Raw genomic sequence first — 18,270 nt, 5'->3', positions numbered from 1 at the left:
CTGATATCGTAGGGCATACATGGTGGTAATAAAGCGCTCTTCTTTTATGTTCTCAATGCATAAATCGGCCAATGACATTCGACTTTACACCGACGACGATCGACGATCTCGACCCCGATCGACGACCGTCGGTCGGCCTCGCACTCGTTCCGGTACTCGCGGTCGTCGTCTTTCTCAGCATCGGATCGGCCCTGCTCGGGCTGGCACCGCACGTTCCGTTGCTCTGGAGTATCGTCTTCGTCGGCGCGTTCGGTCGCTATCTTGGGTACCAGTGGAGCGAGCTCTCAGAGGGAGTCTCTAACGGCCTCCTGATGGGGCTACAGGCGCTGTTAATCCTCTTTACGATCTACGCCTTGATCGCCACCTGGGTCGACGCGGGAACGATTCCGGCGATGATGTATTACGGCCTCGAGTTGCTGACCCCGACGGTGTTCCTGCCGATCACGGCGATCCTGGCCGCGGTCGTCGCGTTCTCGATCGGGTCCTCGTGGACCACGGTCGGGACCCTGGGCGTCGCGTTCGTCGGAATCGGGGCCGGACTCGGCGTCTCCGGGCCCATGACTGTCGGTGCGGTCATCTCCGGGGCGTACGCGGGTGACAAGCAGTCGCCTCTCTCCGATACGACCAATCTCGCGGCCGGCGTGACAAACACGCCGCTGTACGACCATATCCGTCGTATGCGAACGGGTACGGCTATCGCGTTCGGCCTTGCAGTGACCGGATTCGCCGCGCTCGGCCTTCAGGCAGGTGGCGAGATTCCGGTCGGCCGCGTCGCCGAGATTCAAACCGCGCTCGCAGGCACGTACGACCTCTCCGTGCTCGTCTTCCTGCCCCTCGTCGTTACCTTCGGACTCGCCCTCTACGGCTACCCCGCGCTTCCGACGCTCGTGGCCGGCGTCTTCGCCGGCGTCACCACCTCGATTCTGGTTCAGGGCACCGGCTTCGTCGCCGCCTGGGAGGTATTCATGGGCGGCACCGAGCCCCAAACCGGGGTCGCCCTCGTGAACGAACTCCTCGTGACCGGCGGCCTCACCGGCTCCGCCTGGACGATCACCGTCGTCGTCGCCGCGCTCTCGCTCGGCGGCCTCCTCGAGCACACCGGCGTGCTGGCGGTGCTCGCCGACCGCCTCTCACGGGGCGTGCGGAGTTCCGGCGGGCTAATCGCCGGCACCGGCGCGTCCGCGATCCTCGTCAACGCGCTCACCGCTCAGCAGTACATGAGCATCGTCTTGCCGGGGCTGACGCTCCGAAACCTCTACGAGGAGTTCGGCCTCGACAGCGAGGAACTCTCCCGGGCCGTCGAGGCCGCCGGCACGCCCACCGGCGCGCTCATCCCGTGGCACGCCGGCGGCGTCTTCATGGCCTCGGCGACCGGCGTCCCTACCCTCGAGTACGCGCCGTTCTACCTGTTCGGGTTCCTCTCGCCGCTCGTGCTGTTCGCGATGGCGCTGACGGGTCGCGGCGTCCCGACCACCGGCCGCACCGAGCGGGCCCAGAGCGCAGATTGAGGGCGGTTACCCGTCTCGAGCGGGCCAACTACTGCTTCGTGTCCGCGAGCAGTGGTTCTTCCTCGCGCTCGCTCTCGGCACCGTCGTCAGCGTCCGGTGCGGTTCGGTCGATCCGATCGACGGCTGCCACGCAGACTTTGAACGTCGCGAGAACGACGGGACCGACGAACACCCCGACGATCCCGAACAGGAAGACGCCACCGATGGCGCCCACCAGAACGATCGCCGGATGGAGGTGGGCCCGCCGGTCGACGAGGATCGCCCGGAGGTAGTTGTCGACGACGGCGAGCACCGCGATCCCGTAGCCCAACAGGAGTACGCCGCGGAGGGGACCGCTCGAGGCCGCGTGGGCGACCGTCACCGGTCCCCAGACGAGCCAGACCCCGATCGTCGGGAGGAAGGACACGAGAACCAGCACGACTGCCAATACTGGCGCGTACGGGACCCCGAGGAGGGCGAGTCCCAGCCCGCCGAGTATCCCCTGGATGACCGCGACGAGCACGTGACTGCGGAGGACCGCCCAGACGACGACGTGAACCTCCTCGAACAGGTCGTCGAGGACCCGGCGCTCGAGCGGGACGTGCCGTCGGATCCAGTCGACCGCTGCCGGGCCGTCCACGAGCAGGTAGTACAGCACGAACACGAGAACGATAGTCCCCGCGACGATGTCGGCGGCGGTGGTCACGAGCCCGACGGTTCGGGCCAGGGTCACGTCGGCCGCACCCGCGATCGTTCCCTCGAGTTCGGCCGTTACCGACGACTCGAGGGCCGCGACCGTCCCGTCGGCCAGTCCGAGTTCGGCTCGCGCGAACTCCCCCGTGTTCGCCGCAATGTGGTCGATCGACGTCGTCTCGCGAACCGACGCGGCGGTACGGAGAACGACCAGCGAGACGAGCACCAGCGGGATGACACCGCCGACCACGGCGAGGACGGTGGCCGTGAGTCCGGCGGTGCGCTCGCCGACTCGCGGTGCGAGTCGCTCGTACAGCGGTCGGAGGACGACCGCGAGCAGGCAGGCCGCCAGCACGTACTCCACCAGCGGGAGCACGATCAGTGCGGCGAGCGTGCCGAGGACACAGACCGAGAGAGCGAGAAACGAGGTCCGAGCGTCCATAGTTCAGCCACTCCGATCGGACGCATAAATGTTGATATTCCATACTGTCCACCACAGTAACGAAACGACATTCCGGCTCCAACACCGCCCAGCGATCCGAACTGGAGCCGGCCGCCTACAGGTTCGCGTCGGCTTCGTCGATCAACGTGCTGGTCTCGTCGACGATCGTCTGCCAGTTTTCGTCGTCGGGGGCGGTCCCGAGCAGCACTGTCGGTCATTTTCGGCACAACGCAGGACGGTCATAGTTGCACTGGGAATCCGGTACAGCAATCCGTATACTCGAGTCCCACGCGAACCGAGCGGAGCAGTTCCCGGACCGACCTCGAGACGCCCTCAAAGCGGAATCGGGGCCCACTCGAGGAATCGGATCAATCGATTCGGATCGAACAACGGGTCGTGGATGACGAGCCAGTCGAGGAGGACCAACCCGCCGCCGTGGGCGACGACCGATGGGAGGATGGAGTCGGATTTGTAGTCGACGGCCCCGAACAGGACGTCCGTGGGCCCCGACAACAGGAATTCGATTGGCGGCTTCGAGGTGTGGTGAAGCATGTAGACGACGGGGCTGATGAACACCGCGCTGATGCCGATCTCCTTGACACCGACGCAGAGGAGGCCGCGGTAGTAGGTCTCGGCGGCCAGCGCAAGGAGAAATAGTTTCATCGCGTGCGGGATGAAGACGGCCGGCGCTGCGGTCGTCTCCCAGATCGGATAGTACGCCCGGATCGTCGGTAGCGTCGAGCCGACGACGTAGAAGGGGAGAACGAACAGCGCGAGCAACACCGTATTTCGGACGGCGACGCGGTCGACGCGCCATCCGATACGGTTCCCGTGGGACAGCCCGAGCGCGAGCGGGCCGCCGATCAGGAGGACGCCGTCGACGACGATCCGCTGATCCAACTCGCTGGGAACCAGTCGCATCCACAACAGCGTGAGCACGGCTCCGACCACGACCGACTTCTGAACCCAAGAGAGATCCAATCGGCCCCGGAGCCAGCGGCCACCGAAGCGATCCGGCTCGGACGCCACGGTATTACTCGTCCGCGGTCGGAATCGGTCCGGTACCGATCACGTCCCGGACGTTCGCTTCGAACTCCTGGTGGCGCTGGAAGTACGTCTCATCGATGTCCTCGAGTACGGCGGACAGCTCGCGGGGGCCGTCAGGGGTCCGGATCACGCTCTCGCCCTCGAGTCGGTCGACTTCGCTCTTCTCTTTCGGCCAGGTCAGTCGCGAACTCACGCGGGCGAGCGGCGCACCCTCGACGGGGATCGACTCTCCGAGTGAGACTGCCGGCTCCGCCTCCTCGTCACTCATGGGCGGTCGTTTGCGAGGGCGGCGATTCAAGCTTTCGCTTCCGCCGGTCGGCTCGAGCCGGGCTCCGACGCCGTTCGCCTCGAAAGTCAGACATGTGTCTGACGTATCGTTTTGTGGTGGGGAGCCCAACGGCCGCGTATGACAAGCCTGACGGAGGTCTACGACGGGACGGCACCGGAGGTGACGAGCCGCCGGCTGTACACGGGAACGGCGTTCGTGGTGCTCGGCGCGGCGCTGGCCGTCGTTGCGGTCCTCGTGGCGACGACCGACTTCGTCGGCGGCTACGCGGTCGAGCTCTCGGGCGAGATGGCCGCCCAGTTCGCGACCGTCCGCGCCGCGGGCGTTCTGGCCGGACTCAGCGTTCCAATCATCCTCGTCGGCGTCTTTGTCGTCTTACCGGCCGGCCGGCGCGTCCAGGCCGCCGCCGCGATCAGCGCGAGCCTTTGCCTGCTCGGCGTCGCGCTCTTCTGGCACGCCTACCCCGCCCACTGGCGCTACGGCGGTGACCAGCTCACGCTCGAGGTGAGCGTCGTCTACCTGCTCGGGCTCCTGACCGCGGTCTGGTGTCTGTTCACCGCCGTCGCGACGTTCAAGCGGCGCAACGATCCCGGCGGCGCCCTCCAGATGAACGTCACCCGACACAACAAGACGGTCATCGAGTCCGACGAGAGCGACTCGGGCGGTCTCGGGGGCATCGGATTCCTCGGCGGCACGCCGGACGGGGACGTGGAGACGCAGACCAACGCCGACGCCGACCAGAGCCGGACGACGGTCTCCGACGGGCAAGCGGAGCGGACGACCGCGTCGCGACAGTCGACGGGTCGAACGGGGACGTCCGGCGGAAGGGGAACCGGCTCACCTACCCGCCGATCCGTCGGCGCTGCGACCAGCGACGGCGGGTCCGCTGCCTCGGACATCTCCTCGCCGCTCGAGTCGGGCGACGGCACCGACGCGGAGATCGTCGAGTCGCCGACCGAGCAGCCGAACGAACCGACGGACCGCTACTGCGGGAACTGCACGCACTTCGAGTACGTCCGCTCCTCGGAGGGGATGGTCCCCTACTGCGCCCGCCACGAAACGGCGATGGACGACATGGACGCCTGCGAGGAGTGGACGCCGAACCGACAGTAGTCAGCAGCCGAAAGCGGTTCAGAACGAGAGCGATGTTCGGTTTTCTCGGCTGTCATTCTTCTCGACTGTACTACCGCTGTACGCGTGCCCGTTCGTGATCACAAACGGGTAGCTCACAATGCGCCGTTCGGAGTCGTACCGAGGCTGACTGACAGCTGTTGTTGCGTTTGGAGCCCCGTCTGGAACCGCTGAACGATTTTCGACTGGTGCTCCGGACATGCCATGGGGACGATTACTCCCTCCTGGACCGGTATCATGTGTTGGGTCGAATTGTACCGTGCGAGGCGACAGCCGGGACAGGTGATACCACCGGCCGGTCGGTGGTGCAGGAGATCGGCCGTCGATTCGGTCGTGAGCCCACAGATCGAGGTGAACCGCTCGAGGTGGTCGTCACAGCTGAGAACGGGAATCGTGAGCTGGTCCAGGAGGAGGAACGAAACGGCCTGCTGCCGATCTGATCGGAGGGCAGACCGGCACTCGTCACAGCGAATGGGCGGCTGGTCATCGGCGGAATCCGACCGTGGACGCTGGCGATCTGCTGCTGGCATTCGTGTATTCGACGGGCCGCCGGACGGGTAAGCAATGGGATACCGAATCGGTATTCGTCCGATTCTCGCTAGAACTGGCAGTCGACTACAGCCCGAGTACCTGTCGCCCCATCTCGAAGCCCCACCGGGGGACTTCGAACACGAGCGCGGCGGCGAGGGCCAGTTCGCCGACGGTGACGATTACCATCATGAGATCCGCGCGTTTACTGCTGACCGCGACGCCGATCGGGAGTCCGAACTCTTCCTTCCAGAGCGGGTAAAACAGCGCGATACCGCGCTTGCTCCCGGCGATATCGAGAACGTAATGGGTCAACACGCCAATCCAGACGTACTCGAGGTTGCCGAACACGAACGGGAAGGCGACGAATCCGATCAGAATCGGCAGGTTGTGCAGCGTCTTCCGGTGTTTGCCGAAGGCGGTGTCGACGTCCGGAAAGAGCGCTCCGAGCGTCACAGGCACGCCGATCATCACGATCGTTCTGAACGTCCCCATATCCCCCGCCGGCTCGAGCAGATAACCCAACCCGATGCTCAGCAGAACGGCGTTCAGCACGTGGCCCTTCTTGTTCATCTATCCGCATCTGGGAAGTCGTGGAAGGAATAGTTTTTCTTTCGGAATTGTCATCAAGTCAGACATGTATCGGGTTCATTACTGATTCGAGGTGCAGACGAATGTCTCACCGAGTCGAATCGGTCGCTCGTGCGCTCCCGATCGAAGGATTCACACACCGATTGGACGGTCGTCGTTCGACCGGGCGTCCAGTGACGGTCAGCGACTCGTCTCCCGCGCCTCGAGTTCCGAAAGCAGGTCCGCGAGCGCCCGATCGACGGTCTCGGCGCGAACGTCGGCGCGGTCGCCGTCGAACTCGTATCTCGAGACGGTCGCGTACGACTCCTCGCTGCCCCACGGTCCCGCGTAGGAAACGCCGATGTAGACGGTGCCGACCGGCGTGTCGGCGCTGCCCCCGGTCGGGCCGGCGACACCGGTCGTCGAGAGACCCCACGTTACGTCCGCGACATCGCGGATTCCGCGAGCCATCTCGCGCGCGACCGGCTCGGAGACGGCACCGTGTTCGTCCAGCGATTCGCGACTGACCCCGAGGTGTCGGCGCTTGGCGTCGTAGGCGTACGTCGTCAGCCCGGCGTCGAAGTAGTCGCTCGCGCCCGGAACGGCGGTGATCGCCGCGCCGATCAGTCCACCGGTGCAGGATTCGGCGACCGCCAGCGTCTCCTCGCGATGGCGAAGCGCGTCGGCGATGTCCATCGGCAGGTCGCGGTCGATGTCGTCGTTCACGGTTTGAGTAACAAGCCGACGGCTTGTCAAGTCGTCGGGGGCAGCGATCCGCCCTATCTACAATAATACAATAGTAGTATTGTCCGTAATTATTTTAGTTTTGCAGAAATAATATTCAAGGGACGTGGTGAATCGCCAGACGTAGCTTGATTTCACTGTTTTAGAGATCGCTTGGTGTTGTGAACCACACACATCAAAACGAGTTCACGAAATTCACCGTACCAAGTTCGCGCACGCACGGCGTCGCCGAGCGTGCGCTTGATCGTTGAAAAGACGGTCTCACACATCGCTCGTTGGCGGTATCGAGGCCCATCGATCCGCGCGTTATGCGCGTGATCGATGGGCCGAAACTCACGATGTTTGATCAGCGGTCTCACGCCGTCTTCGCGGAGTTTTTCGCGTAAATCCATCCAGTCGTAGCCTTTGTCGGCAGCGAGGCTGGCGAGGTCGCCCGCGTTGCGGCGGGCGACCTGCCAGCCGAGCTGTGTGTCGTGGCGTTTCTCGGTCGTACAGTGAACGTCCAGAATTGCTTGGCTTTCTGTGTCGACGAGAGCTGTCGCTTTGAGCGTCTGAACCCGGTAATTCGTCCGACGGCAGTAGTGTTTGCTAGCGTTTTCGCGGTCGAAAAACGTCGCGTCAATGGCGGCGTGACCGCTCTGGCCGTGCAGCTGCGCCGAGAGGCGCAGCAGCACTCGCCAGAGTGCGGTCTTAATCCTATCAAACCACTTGACTAGCGTCGAGTGATCGGGGAGATCGGTCGGTTCAAGGCCGATCTCCCCGAGTATTTGTGGCATCTCGCTCAGCAAATCGAGTGCTTCTCGGTAGGATTTTTCCAGGTAAACCCGCAGACAGTGCAGCGACACTACCGCATACTCGGCGAAGCCGCCACCCCCTTCGGGGGCGGCGACTTCGCCTCGCTCACCAACAGCATTTTTAGCTAACTGAACGACTTTGCTCGTGAAGCGGGAGATTTTCGACATAGAGCATCGGCGGTTTCCCGCTTCATACTCCTAGTTCTGACGGTCGAAACCGACGCCGTCCAACGATTCACCAGAGCCTATTCAAGCGAACGCTCATGGAAGAGTACAGAAGCGTTTCGAGGCGGTCGCTGATCAAAGGGATCGGTGGGAGTGGCATCATCGGTGCGGTCGGAACCGCTAGCGGGAGCGACCGGACTGGGGCGGACGACCGCGAGGTCTATATCGTTCTCGGTGGGGGGAGTGGGCTCCGCTCCCGACTCTCGAGGGCCGGGTTCGAAGTACGACACGAACTGGCCGACGGAGCGGTTTTCATCGTTCAAGGGCCGAAAGCGAAGCGCGACGAGCTTCGGTCGATGGCGGCCGTCACTGACGCCGTCACGAACGAAACGTACGTTTTCGACGATATCGAACAAAGCGAGGGCGAGGTGGTTCGCAGGGACGAGCCGTTGTCCGACAAACAGTGGGATAAGCGACTCATCCGCGCGGACGCGGCCCACGACCGGGCGACCGGCGATGGAACGACGATCGCGATTATCGACTCGGGAGTCAGTTTCAACCACCCGGATCTCGCGTCGCGAATCGATGCCGACCGGAGCCGATTCGTTCGAAACGCACACGTCCACGCCGGAACCGGAGAGGTGCGGACGGCGACGAACTCCGGACTCGTACTGAAGCCGACCGAACGGGTCACACGGCCCGTCGCCGCCGACGTCGATGGACACGGCTCCCACGTCGCCGGCATCGCCGCCGCACCGCGCAACGGCTCCGGGATCGTCGGGATGGCCCCCGATGCGTCGATCGTCTCGCTTCGCACGATGTTTTTCGACCCCGTGTACTCCTACGGCGGGACGACGTACAGCCAGCTTATCGGGACGCTCGCGGACATCCTCATCGCGATCGACTACGCCGTCGATCTCGGCGTCGACGTGGTCAACGCGAGCATTCGCGGAATCCGACCCAACAACAGCCGCGCGTTCGCCGCGGTGCGCCGCGTCGTGCAACACGCGATGCAACAAGGAGTCGTAGTCGTGGCCGCCGCTGGCAACAGAGGGGTCAACGTCGACCGTGAATCCGACTACGTGCTCCCCGCCGAGACCCCCGGAACGGTCACCGTCGCGGCGACCGGCCCGACCGACAAACGCAGCAGCTACTCGAACTACGGTAACGGGACGGTCGACGTCGCTGCGCCCGGCGGCGGCTACGAGACGCGAGCGAAAACACGGACGACCGATCCCGACGCGGTCGCGTACCCGTATCCGACGAACTACGTCCTCTCAACGGTCCCGAAATCGATTTACGGCAAGCGATATCTGTACAAACCCGGCACGTCGATGGCGGCACCGCAGGTCGCCGGACTCGCCTGCTTGCTCCGCGAGCTCGCGCCCGACCTGCACCCGCGGCGCGTCCGACAGGCGATCACGCAGGGTGCAGTTGAACTCTCGGGAGACAACACCGACGGACTTGGTGCCGGCCGTATCGATGCACCCGCCGCGATCGAGCGGATCTCGGATCGTCTCTGAAGGCGACGATACGGATCGGACAGAGTGAATCGCCACACTGACTGCTGCCGACGCTATACCGTCGCACATGAACTACGAGACGCCGCTGTTCTTCCGCGTGATGGAATACGCGGACGCCGCGGAGCGCGACGTCATCGACATGGTGAGCGGGAACCCCGACTGGGAGCCCCCCGAGGCGCTCCGGGAAGGGCTTCGGGAGTACGCCGACCTCGAGCCGGACCGGTTTCAGTACCCGCCCAGTGAGGGGCTTCTCGAGTTGCGCGAGGAGATCGCCGCCCGCCGCGGCGTCGACGTCGACCAGATCGTCGTCACGAACGGTGCAGGCGAGGCGAACTACCTCGCGATGGCGCGGGCCCTCGAGCGCGAGCGCGGGAGCGAGATCCTGCTGACTGACCCCGTCTACCCCTACTACCCGGGAAAGACGACGATGCTCGGCGGAACGCAGCGCTTCGTCGCGGCGGACGATGAGGGGCAACTGGATCCTGACGACGTCCGCGCGGCCGCGAGCGAGGAGACGGCGGCGATCGTGGTCAATACGCCGAACAACCCGACCGGTGCTGTCTATCCCGCGGAGACGATGCGGGAGCTGATCGCCATCGCCGAGACGTACGACGCGGTCCTGATCAGCGACGAGGTGTACGACCACTACGACCTCTCGGGGACGTTCGCGAGCGCGCTCGAGACCGATTCGGCCCACCGGGTCGTCACCAACGCGTTTTCGAAGTCGATGGCGATCACCGGAGCCCGGGTCGGCTACGCGATCTTCCCGCCGAAACTCGTCGCGAACGCGAAGAGCCGACACATGCTGGTCAACGTCGCCACCACCCGGCCCGGCCAGTTCGCGGTCCTGCGGGCGCTGCGCGAGACGGGACCGGACTACTACGAGCGCAACCGAGAGCGGCTCCGGGAGCGCGTCGCGACGTTCACCGACGCGCTCGAGGCCGCGGGCGCGGAGTACACCACACCAAGGGGATCGTTCTACGTGATGGCCCGCTTCGAGGACTATCCGGGCACGCTCGCGAACGTCGAGCGACTGATTGACGAGGCCGGCGTGGCCGGCATGCCCGGCGAGGCCTTCGGCGAGTCGCGGACGGAGTGGCTGCGATTCGCGCTCGTCACGCCGCGCGTCGAGGAGGCGGCTGAGCGGTTAGCGGCGTACTTCGAGTGAGACGCGATCCGGCCACAATACAAATACGCGGCTGGGCCGTCCAGCCGGTGAGTCATGTTGCTCGAGGCCGTCGTCGCTGCGTTCGTCGCGAGCCAGATCGGTTATTTCGTCGTCAGCTGCGGGCTCGTTGGGCTGTTCGCCCGTCGGCCGCTCAACGCGGTCGACGAACGGACTCTCGGTCGAGTGCTCGAGGAATTGAGGGACGACTCCGCGACGGGACCACAGCAAAGGCGGACAGCCGGTGATCAGGGCCTCGCGGCGGAGCCGACACCACCTGTCGAGGACGGTCCCGGACCCGACTGCCGGCTCCCAGCGACCGCACAGCGGCGAATTCGCGTTTTCGTCCCCCTCTCCGGTAGCCAGAGGGAGGCGCTCGAGGAGACGCTCGCGTCGATCGCCGGACAGAGCTACCCCGTCGACCGCGTTTCCGTCTCCGTCATCACCGGGCCCGGCGAACCCGCTGTGGCCGAGTTGACCGACGCCCTCGAGGCGGGGCGAGCGAGCGGTCTGACGGTCGAACTAGTCGAAACCGTCGCCGCGATTCGTGCGGCCGGTCAGACTGCGGGGGACCCGACGCGGACCGACCGTGGCGACTCTCGAGTCGGTACTGACACGATTTCAGAGGCGTTCGCGACGCTCTCGGTCGATGACGACGATATCGTGACCGTCGTCAACTCGGGCACGCGGTTCCCCGTCGACGCGTTCGAACTCGCCGTCGCCGGCCTCGCGGAGGACGATATCGTGCAGGCGAAACGAACCGCGGGGAACGTCGGCGACGGACTCCTTCCGCTGCTCGAGTCCGCGGGCAGCGCGATTCACTCGGACCTGCTGTTCGCAAACTCGAACACCGGACCGTACCGATTGCTCGAGGAGGGATACTTCCTGCCGGCCGACGTGCTGGCCGACCTCGAAGACTGGCGACGCGACGGCGCGACCGGATCGATGCCGCTCGACGCGGCGGCGTTCCGGCGAGGATACACGCTCGGTATCCTGAATCGGTACGTCCGGACCCGCTGTCCGACCGGTATCGACGAGTGGGTCCGTGAGAAACAACGGCAGGTCTCCGAGCCGTACCGACGCCTTCGAGCGCCGAACTGGTCCGCGTTCGATCGACTCCGGTTCGTGACCGGGACCGGTCTGACGCACCTGCTCGCGGTCACGAACATCGTCGGAATCCCGGTCGGGCTGGTGGTCGCACTGGCGACCGTGGCCGGGTGGCTCTCCCTCTCCCCGCTCCTCGCGGCGCTCGTCGCCTACAACGCCGTCGTCTGGGCGTACTACAGCGTCCGGTCCGCTCGCGCGGCCTGGCAGGCCGTGCCCTTCGAGAGCCGTTGGGCGCGACTTCGCTACTCGCTGCTCTCGAACCCGTTCACGCAAGCTCTATACGCCACGCTGTGGGCCGTGCCGCTCGCGCTGGCGCTCCGCGACGCCGTCACCGGCGACGAATCGTCGGTTTCGGGGACGCCGACGGAGTGAGCGCGGTGGTCTCGCCACCAATCGGGAGTCGAGACCGACGAATACTCGTGTTGGGACGGGGAACCGAGCCGTATGAGTGGCATCGACGTCGAACCGGTCGACGAGGAAGCCGAGGCGAGGGAGGGGAACAGCGACGACGCACACACCATCGAGGTGACGCCGACGGACTCGGTCGACGACGCGGAGCCAGCGGAACGCGAGACGATCGACGTCGAGCCGTCGGACGAGCCGATCGACGGCCCCGAGTACGTCCTCTACGGCGGCAAAGGCGGCGTCGGGAAGACGACGATGGCAGCTGCGACGGCGCTCGACAGCGCCCGCGGCGGCACCAGGACGCTGGTCGTCTCGACCGATCCGGCGCACTCGCTCTCGGATACCTTCGAGACCGACATCCCGGCCGACCCCGGACGGATCCGCGACGACATCCCCCTCTACGCGGCCGAAATCGATCCCGAGGCCGCGATCGAGGAGGGCGAGACTCCCTTCGGGGGCTCGAGCGCGAGTACGGACGCGAATTCGGGACCCGGACCTGGATCCGACGAGGGAACGCCCTTTGGCGGCGATGACGCCGGCAGCTCCCCGTTCCCCGGTGGCGCTGGCGGCGATGGCGGTCCGCTCGGCGGCCTCGGCGAGATGCTCGGCGGCGAGTCGCCGATGGACGCCCTCTTCGGCGGCGCGATGCCCGGAGCCGACGAGGCCGCCGCGATGCAACTCCTGCTCGAGTACATGGACGACGACCGGTTCGATCGCGTGATCGTCGACACGGCACCGACGGGCCACACCCTCCGACTGCTCCAGTTGCCCGAGATCATGGACACGATGATGGGCCGGCTCGTCAAGTTCCGCCAGCAGATCGGCGGAATGCTCGACGGCGTCAAGGGGATGTTCGGCGGGGGCGAAGACACCGAGAAGGACGATCTCGAGGATCTGGACGTGTTGCGCGAACGCATCGAGCGCCTGCGGGCGGCCCTGCGCGATCCCGCGCGGACGGACTTCCGGATCGTTATGGTCCCCGAGGAGATGAGCGTCTTCGAGTCGAAGCGCCTGCGCCAGCAACTCCGAGAGTTCGAGATCCCCGTGGGCACCGTCGTCGTCAACCGAGTGATGGAGCCGCTGTCGAACGTCACCGACGACGTCGACGGCGAGTTCCTGCAGCCGAACCTCGACGACTGCGCGTTTTGCCAGCGGCGCTGGGACGTCCAGCAGAACGCACTGGCGGAGGCCCAGGACCTTTTCCGCGGCACCGAGGTCCGGCGCGTCCCGCTGTTCGCCGACGAGGTCCGCGGCGAGGCGATGCTCGAGGTCGTGGCGGCCTGTCTGCGGTAGTCGATCGGCCGCTCCTCGCTCGTGGCCTATTCGTCGGAAACGACCGTCACCGGCCGATCCCCCTCGAGAATCACGGACTGGGCGACGCTCCCGAAGAGCGCCTTGCCGACGGGCGATCGGCCTTCGACGCCGACGACGATCGCGTCGCTGTCGGACGCCGCTGCCGCCTCGAGGATCGCGTCCGCGGGATCTCTAGTGGCCGTGCGGACCCGCCACTCGAGATCCCCCTCCTCGAGTGCGTCGACCGCCGCCTCGACCGACGCGGGGAGCGAATCGTCGTCGGTGACTCGCGCCATTTCATCGGCGTACTCCTCGGCGAACCCGCCCGCCGCCCACTCGGCGTCGGTTCCTCCCGTTTCCTCGCGGACGTGGAGGACGTCGACCGACACGTCCGTCGCCGCGCCCGGGAGGTCGCGGACGGCGGTGGCCTGGGCCCGCGCCCGCGATTCGTTCTCGTCGACTGGCAGTAGAACGCGGTACATGGGCATACGTACGAGAGCGAAACGGATAGTGGTTTCAGCGGCCGCGGAACGGCTCCAGTGCACTCATCGCTGTCCTCGGACCGAACACTGACGCATCTCGGATCGAAGCGATTGCGGACTCGAGGATCACTCCGCGCCGCCGTCCTCGTTCCACTCGCCGCCGACGCGGTCGACGCCCATCATCGACTCGCCGGGGTGTTCGGTGAAGACGGCCTTCATGTTCTCCTCGGGGATGTCGAAGCTATCCCCGACGTACCCAAACGTAGCGAGCGCGAACGCTCGCTTCCGCTCGAACGAACGGCCGCGGCGGATCTCCGCGTCGAGAAAGAGCAGCGGTCCGTCGACGGCCCGCCCGAGGTGGAGATCGGCCTCGTCGCGTTCGCGGATCGTCACGGCGACGTGTCCCCGCGTCGTCTCCATCTCAGACGTGTACAGCTCCGTTACCCGGTCGGCGAGGGCAGCCTTTTTCTCATCCGAGAGCGACAGCGTCGTATCGAACTGCAACAGCGGCATACTCCGGTTTGGCCGGTCAGCGTCTTGTGTGTTCCGCGGTCGAACCCGATCCGAAATCCGATCAGTGCTGCGTCTCGGTCCGCCCTGTTCGCTTCCGTTTCCGCTCGCGCAATCGACGTAAGCGATCACTAGTTATACGCCGTCCCGTGGGAGCATCGGAGAGGATGGAGACGGAGCGAGCGTCGACCTCCAGATCGGTCACACGGCGGTTGTGGTCGTACCTGTGGGTCGTCAACGCCCGAACGAAGGCGTATCTCACGCTCGACGCGCCGGCCATGATCGCCGATATGGACGATCTCGAGCCCGAAGAGCGACGCCTCGCTCAGCGGGTGTTTCCCGACGGCGGTCGCGATCGCGACGAACGCGGCGATCTCGATCCCGCCGACGGGACCGGAACCGACCCCGATGACGGCGGCTCCGGAGGCGACCGTGGCGACGGCGGTGGTTCCCCGTTCGACGTCGGCGGGACGTACGATCTCCGGCAGCGGATTGGGTTCGTTCTCGGGCCGCTCCTGTTCGCGCTGATCTTCCTCTCGCCGACGCCGGACGGCCTCTCGGCCGCGGGGAAGGCGGTCGCCGCCGTCACCGCGTGGGTCGCCGTCTGGTGGATGTCCGAGGCCATCCCGATCCCCGCGACATCGCTGTTGCCGATCGTCCTCTTTCCGCTGACCGGCGCGCTGCCCGTCGCGGACACGACGCCCTCCTACGGCCATCCGTTGATCTTCCTGTTCATGGGCGGGTTCTTCCTCGCGATGGCGATGCAGCGATGGGGCCTCCACCGGCGGATCGCGCTGCGGACGATCAAGGCCGTCGGCACCGAGCCCTCGCGGCTCATCCTCGGCTTCATGCTCGCCACGGCGTTCCTCTCGATGTGGGTCTCCAACAGCGCGACCGTGATGATGATGGTCCCCATCGCGCTGGCGGTCATCTACCAGACCGCCGATCTGGTCGACGAGGCCAACCTCGAGGTGGACACCAGCGAGGGGAACTTCTCCTTCGGCATCGCGCTGATGCTCTGTATCGCCTACGGCGCGTCCGTCGGCGGCGTCTCGACGCTCATCGGAACGCCGCCAAACGTCCTCTTCGCGGGCCAGGCCGACGCGCTCTTCGACCAATCGGTTTCCTTCGCGGAGTGGATGCTCTACGGCGTCCCGATCTCCGCGATCGGTCTCGTCGCCGTCTACGTCTACGTCACTCGCGCGGTGTCGCCCGAGTTCGAGGAACTCCCCGCCGGCGCGGACACGATCGACCGCGAACTCGAGCGGCTCGGGCCGATGGTTCGGCAGGAAAAAATGGTCGCCGTCGTCTTCGTCGGGATGGCGGCGGCCTGGATCGGTGCCAGCCTGATCGATCCCCTCCTCGGGATCACGCCGCCGGAGGACGCCGACACGATTGTGGCCATCGGCGGCGCGATGGTCCTGTTTACCCTACCGACGGAGACCGAAGACGGCGACCACACCTTCCTGCTCGACTGGACGAACGCCGTCGACATCCCGTGGGGCGTTATCCTGCTCTTTGGCGGCGGCCTCGCGATCGCCAGCGGCTTCGGTGACACCGGGCTCGCGGCCTGGATCGGCGAGCGCCTCGAGTTGCTCGGCGGCGTCCCGATGATCGCCATCCTGTTCGCCGTGGTCGTGATGACCATCTTCCTGACGGAGGTCACCTCGAACACGGCGACGACGGCGATGTTGATGCCCATTCTCGCGGGCGTCGCGGTCGGCATCGGCGTCCACCCCTTCGGACTCATGATCGCCGGCGCGACCGCGGCCTCCTTCGCGTTCATGCTCCCGGTCGCGACCCCGCCGAACGCGATCGTCTTCGGCAGCGGCTACATCACGCTGCCCCAGATGGCCAAGATCGGCGTCGGATTGAACGTCATCGGAATTATCCTCATTACGCTCGTCGCGGTCGGCTGGCTGCCGATCGCCTGGGGAATCGAGATCGGAACGCTCCCGACGGAGTTCGCGGACGCGTTCCAAGGATAACCGGTGCGGTTAGCGGTCCGAAAACACCGATACTTCCGCGAGCGCCGGCGGCGCGAGCGGGCCGACGACCGATGTGAGCGAGAGCGCGGCACGTGGTGACGCGAAAGCGAGCGGCTTCGCCGCGAGCAACGAGCGAACGGAGGGAGGAGTGCTTTTGATCGAAATTTTGTCGAGCGAGCGAGGCGCGTCGCGCCGCTGCTCGCGCAGAACAAAATTTCGTTGTTCTAGTCGTCCGCGGGCAACTGCGTCCCGCCCACATCGGGCCGGCTCACGTCGCGGTCGGTCTCCTCGCCCTCGATATCGTAGGGGTACTCGCCGGTCACGCAGCCCAGACAGAGGTCGAGTCGGTCCTTCTCGAGCACGTCGGCGACGGCGTCGGTCGAGAGGTAGGCGAGACTGTCGGCGTCGATCTCGTCGCGGATTTCGGCGGTCGATTTGTCGGCTGCGATGAGCTCCTCACGGGTGGCCATGTCGATGCCCATGTAGCAGGGGGCGACGATGGCCGGCGCGCCGATGCGGACGTGGACTTCCTCGGCCCCGCAGTCCTTGAGGAGCTGGACGAGCTGTGTCGAGGTGGTCCCGCGGACGATGCTGTCGTCGATGACGGTGACGGTCTTGCCCTCGATCGTGGATTTGATCGGGTTGAGCTTGAGCCGCACCGCGCGCTCGCGCTCGTCCTGGGTCGGCATGATGAACGTCCGGCCGACGTAGCGATTCTTCATCAGCCCCTCGGCGAACTCGACGCCGTCGTCGTCCGCGGCTCGGGGCTCGCCGTCGGCAGTCGTCTCGCTCGCGGCGTCGGCGTAGCCCGAGGCAAAGGCCCGCCCGGAGTCGGGGACGGGCATCACGACATCGGTTTCGACGCCGCTTTCCGACCAGAGCTTCCGGCCGAGATTGCGGCGCGCCTCGTAGACGAGCGTGTCGTCGATGACGCTGTCGGGGCGCGCGAAGTAGACGTGTTCGAAGAAGCAGTGGGCGGTGTTCTCCTGTTCGACGAGTTGGTAGGAGTCGAAGCCGTCGCCGTCCTCCTGCAGGACGACGAGTTCACCCGGCCGGACGTCGCGGACGAGTTCACCGTCTAACGTGTCGATCGCCGCCGACTCCGACGCGAGAATGTAGCCGTCCTCGAGTTCCCCGATGCACAGCGGGCGGTTCCCCTGCGGATCGCGGACGCCGAGAACGGTGTCGTCGTGGGTGATCGTCAGCGAGTACGAGCCGTGGATCCGCCCCATCGTCCGTTTGACGGCGCGGACGAGGTCCTCCTCGAGGAGGTTGCGCGCGAGGTCGTGGGCGATGACCTCGGTGTCGCCGTCGCTGGTGAACGCGTGGCCCGCGGCGGCGAGTTCGTCGCGGATCTCGTCGGCGTTGACGAGGTTGCCGTTGTGCGAAAGGCCGAGCGAACCGCTCTTGAACGAGACAGAGAACGGCTGTGCACAGGAGGAGTCGACCGAGCCGGCAGTCGGATACCGAACGTGCCCGATTCCTGCCGATCCGTTGAGCGCATCGAGATCGTCCTCGCCGAACGCGTCGCCCACGAGCCCCATCTCGACATGGCTGTGCTGCTGAAAGCCGTCGTGGGTAACGATTCCTGCGGACTCTTGCCCGCGATGCTGGAGTGCGTAAAGCGCGTAGTACAACGGTCGCGCCGCGTCCCGACCGTCAAGTGAGACGCCGACGACGCCGCACTTTTCGGTCATTCCTGTTCGCCGGGGAGTTTCGCCCCGCCCATCAGTCATGGGAGTCAGTAGGGCATCGAGCCGATAAAAATCCCCGTGTTTGTGCTTCTTCGACTCCCTCCGAATGTGAATTGTATCCACAATCGTGCATATTGATCGAGAAATTGCGCGACAGTAGTCTTTCCGTCCGACGGCGCTCGATGAATCGTTGCTATCGGCGTCTCGAGACGGAAT

The 18,270-nt window shown here is 65.7% G+C and carries 17 protein-coding genes; 7 read left to right on the top strand and 10 right to left on the bottom strand.

The genetic code is table 11. The annotated features are described in order from the left end of the window. Positions 1 to 71: 71 nt before the first annotated feature. A complete protein-coding gene (gene arcD / locus CP556_RS15720) occupies positions 72 to 1,508 on the top strand; it encodes an arginine/ornithine antiporter ArcD (RefSeq protein WP_098726468.1) in 1,437 nt (478 codons plus the stop codon). Between the two features lie 28 nt (positions 1,509 to 1,536). Here arcD and CP556_RS15715 read toward each other — a convergent pair whose 3' ends face one another. The 3 genes from CP556_RS15715 to CP556_RS15705 all read right to left on the bottom strand — a co-directional run bounded on the left by CP556_RS15715 (position 1,537) and on the right by CP556_RS15705 (position 3,937). Beyond that, entirely contained in the window at positions 1,537 to 2,622 is a 1,086-nt protein-coding gene (locus CP556_RS15715; RefSeq protein WP_098726467.1) for an AI-2E family transporter, read from the bottom strand. Between the two features lie 333 nt (positions 2,623 to 2,955). After that, the gene (locus CP556_RS15710; RefSeq protein WP_098726466.1) at positions 2,956 to 3,651 is read right to left on the bottom strand and encodes a CPBP family glutamic-type intramembrane protease; all 696 of its coding nucleotides are present in this window, start codon (positions 3,649 to 3,651) and stop codon (positions 2,956 to 2,958) included. A gap of 4 nt (positions 3,652 to 3,655) precedes the next feature. Continuing rightward, entirely contained in the window at positions 3,656 to 3,937 is a 282-nt protein-coding gene (locus tag CP556_RS15705) for a DUF5789 family protein (RefSeq protein WP_098726465.1), read from the bottom strand. A gap of 138 nt (positions 3,938 to 4,075) precedes the next feature. On the opposite strand from CP556_RS15705, the gene CP556_RS15700 reads away from it, so the two are divergent. Next, the gene (locus CP556_RS15700; protein WP_098726464.1) at positions 4,076 to 5,068 is read left to right on the top strand and encodes a cell division protein CdpA domain-containing protein; all 993 of its coding nucleotides are present in this window, start codon (positions 4,076 to 4,078) and stop codon (positions 5,066 to 5,068) included. 113 nt (positions 5,069 to 5,181) lie between these two features. On the opposite strand, the gene CP556_RS15695 is transcribed toward CP556_RS15700, so the two are convergent. From CP556_RS15695 to CP556_RS15680, 4 genes are all read right to left on the bottom strand, one after another. Then, complete coding sequence (locus CP556_RS15695; RefSeq protein WP_098726463.1) at positions 5,182 to 5,616, bottom strand: hypothetical protein; 435 nt, start codon at positions 5,614 to 5,616, stop codon at positions 5,182 to 5,184. A gap of 85 nt (positions 5,617 to 5,701) precedes the next feature. After that, positions 5,702 to 6,187, bottom strand: coding sequence for a metal-dependent hydrolase (locus CP556_RS15690; RefSeq protein ID WP_098726462.1), 486 nt, complete (start codon positions 6,185 to 6,187; stop codon positions 5,702 to 5,704). A gap of 198 nt (positions 6,188 to 6,385) precedes the next feature. Beyond that, positions 6,386 to 6,910 (bottom strand): CinA family protein, encoded by a 525-nt coding sequence (locus CP556_RS15685; protein WP_098726461.1) that lies wholly within the window; start codon positions 6,908 to 6,910, stop codon positions 6,386 to 6,388. A 152-nt stretch (positions 6,911 to 7,062) separates the two neighbouring features. Beyond that, entirely contained in the window at positions 7,063 to 7,890 is an 828-nt protein-coding gene (locus tag CP556_RS15680) for an IS5 family transposase (RefSeq protein ID WP_098726460.1), read from the bottom strand. Between the two features lie 95 nt (positions 7,891 to 7,985). Between CP556_RS15680 and CP556_RS15675 the strand changes: the two genes are divergently transcribed. The 4 genes from CP556_RS15675 to CP556_RS15660 all read left to right on the top strand — a co-directional run bounded on the left by CP556_RS15675 (position 7,986) and on the right by CP556_RS15660 (position 13,380). Further along, positions 7,986 to 9,410: a S8 family serine peptidase gene (locus tag CP556_RS15675; protein ID WP_098726459.1), complete on the top strand. Its 1,425-nt coding sequence runs from the start codon at positions 7,986 to 7,988 to the stop codon at positions 9,408 to 9,410. A gap of 67 nt (positions 9,411 to 9,477) precedes the next feature. After that, entirely contained in the window at positions 9,478 to 10,578 is a 1,101-nt protein-coding gene (locus tag CP556_RS15670; RefSeq protein ID WP_098726458.1) for a pyridoxal phosphate-dependent aminotransferase, read from the top strand. Positions 10,579 to 10,632: 54 nt separating this feature from the next. Continuing rightward, positions 10,633 to 12,054 carry a hypothetical protein gene (locus tag CP556_RS15665; RefSeq protein ID WP_098726457.1) on the top strand — a complete coding sequence of 474 codons (1,422 nt, stop codon included), beginning with the start codon at positions 10,633 to 10,635 and terminating at the stop codon, positions 12,052 to 12,054. 72 nt (positions 12,055 to 12,126) lie between these two features. After that, complete coding sequence (locus tag CP556_RS15660; RefSeq protein WP_098726456.1) at positions 12,127 to 13,380, top strand: ArsA family ATPase; 1,254 nt, start codon at positions 12,127 to 12,129, stop codon at positions 13,378 to 13,380. Between the two features lie 26 nt (positions 13,381 to 13,406). Here the strand turns inward: CP556_RS15660 and CP556_RS15655 are convergent, their stop codons facing one another. Further along, positions 13,407 to 13,862 carry a universal stress protein gene (locus CP556_RS15655; RefSeq protein WP_098726455.1) on the bottom strand — a complete coding sequence of 152 codons (456 nt, stop codon included), beginning with the start codon at positions 13,860 to 13,862 and terminating at the stop codon, positions 13,407 to 13,409. Positions 13,863 to 13,988: 126 nt separating this feature from the next. Continuing rightward, positions 13,989 to 14,375: a tautomerase family protein gene (locus CP556_RS15650; RefSeq protein WP_098726454.1), complete on the bottom strand. Its 387-nt coding sequence runs from the start codon at positions 14,373 to 14,375 to the stop codon at positions 13,989 to 13,991. Between the two features lie 164 nt (positions 14,376 to 14,539). Here CP556_RS15650 and CP556_RS15645 point away from each other — a divergent pair, with 164 nt between their 5' ends. Further along, the gene (locus CP556_RS15645; RefSeq protein WP_098726453.1) at positions 14,540 to 16,360 is read left to right on the top strand and encodes an SLC13 family permease; all 1,821 of its coding nucleotides are present in this window, start codon (positions 14,540 to 14,542) and stop codon (positions 16,358 to 16,360) included. Between the two features lie 224 nt (positions 16,361 to 16,584). Here the strand turns inward: CP556_RS15645 and purF are convergent, their stop codons facing one another. Beyond that, on the bottom strand, positions 16,585 to 18,057 hold the full coding sequence (gene purF, locus CP556_RS15640) for an amidophosphoribosyltransferase (RefSeq protein WP_098726452.1): 1,473 nt from the start codon (positions 18,055 to 18,057) through the stop codon (positions 16,585 to 16,587). Positions 18,058 to 18,270 lie beyond the last annotated feature (213 nt).

This window comes from Natrinema sp. CBA1119 (assembly GCF_002572525.1).
GTDB lineage: Archaea > Halobacteriota > Halobacteria > Halobacteriales > Natrialbaceae > Natrinema.
The sequence above is the reverse complement of the archived record's forward strand: the minus strand, read 5'-3'. Positions and strand labels throughout refer to the sequence as shown.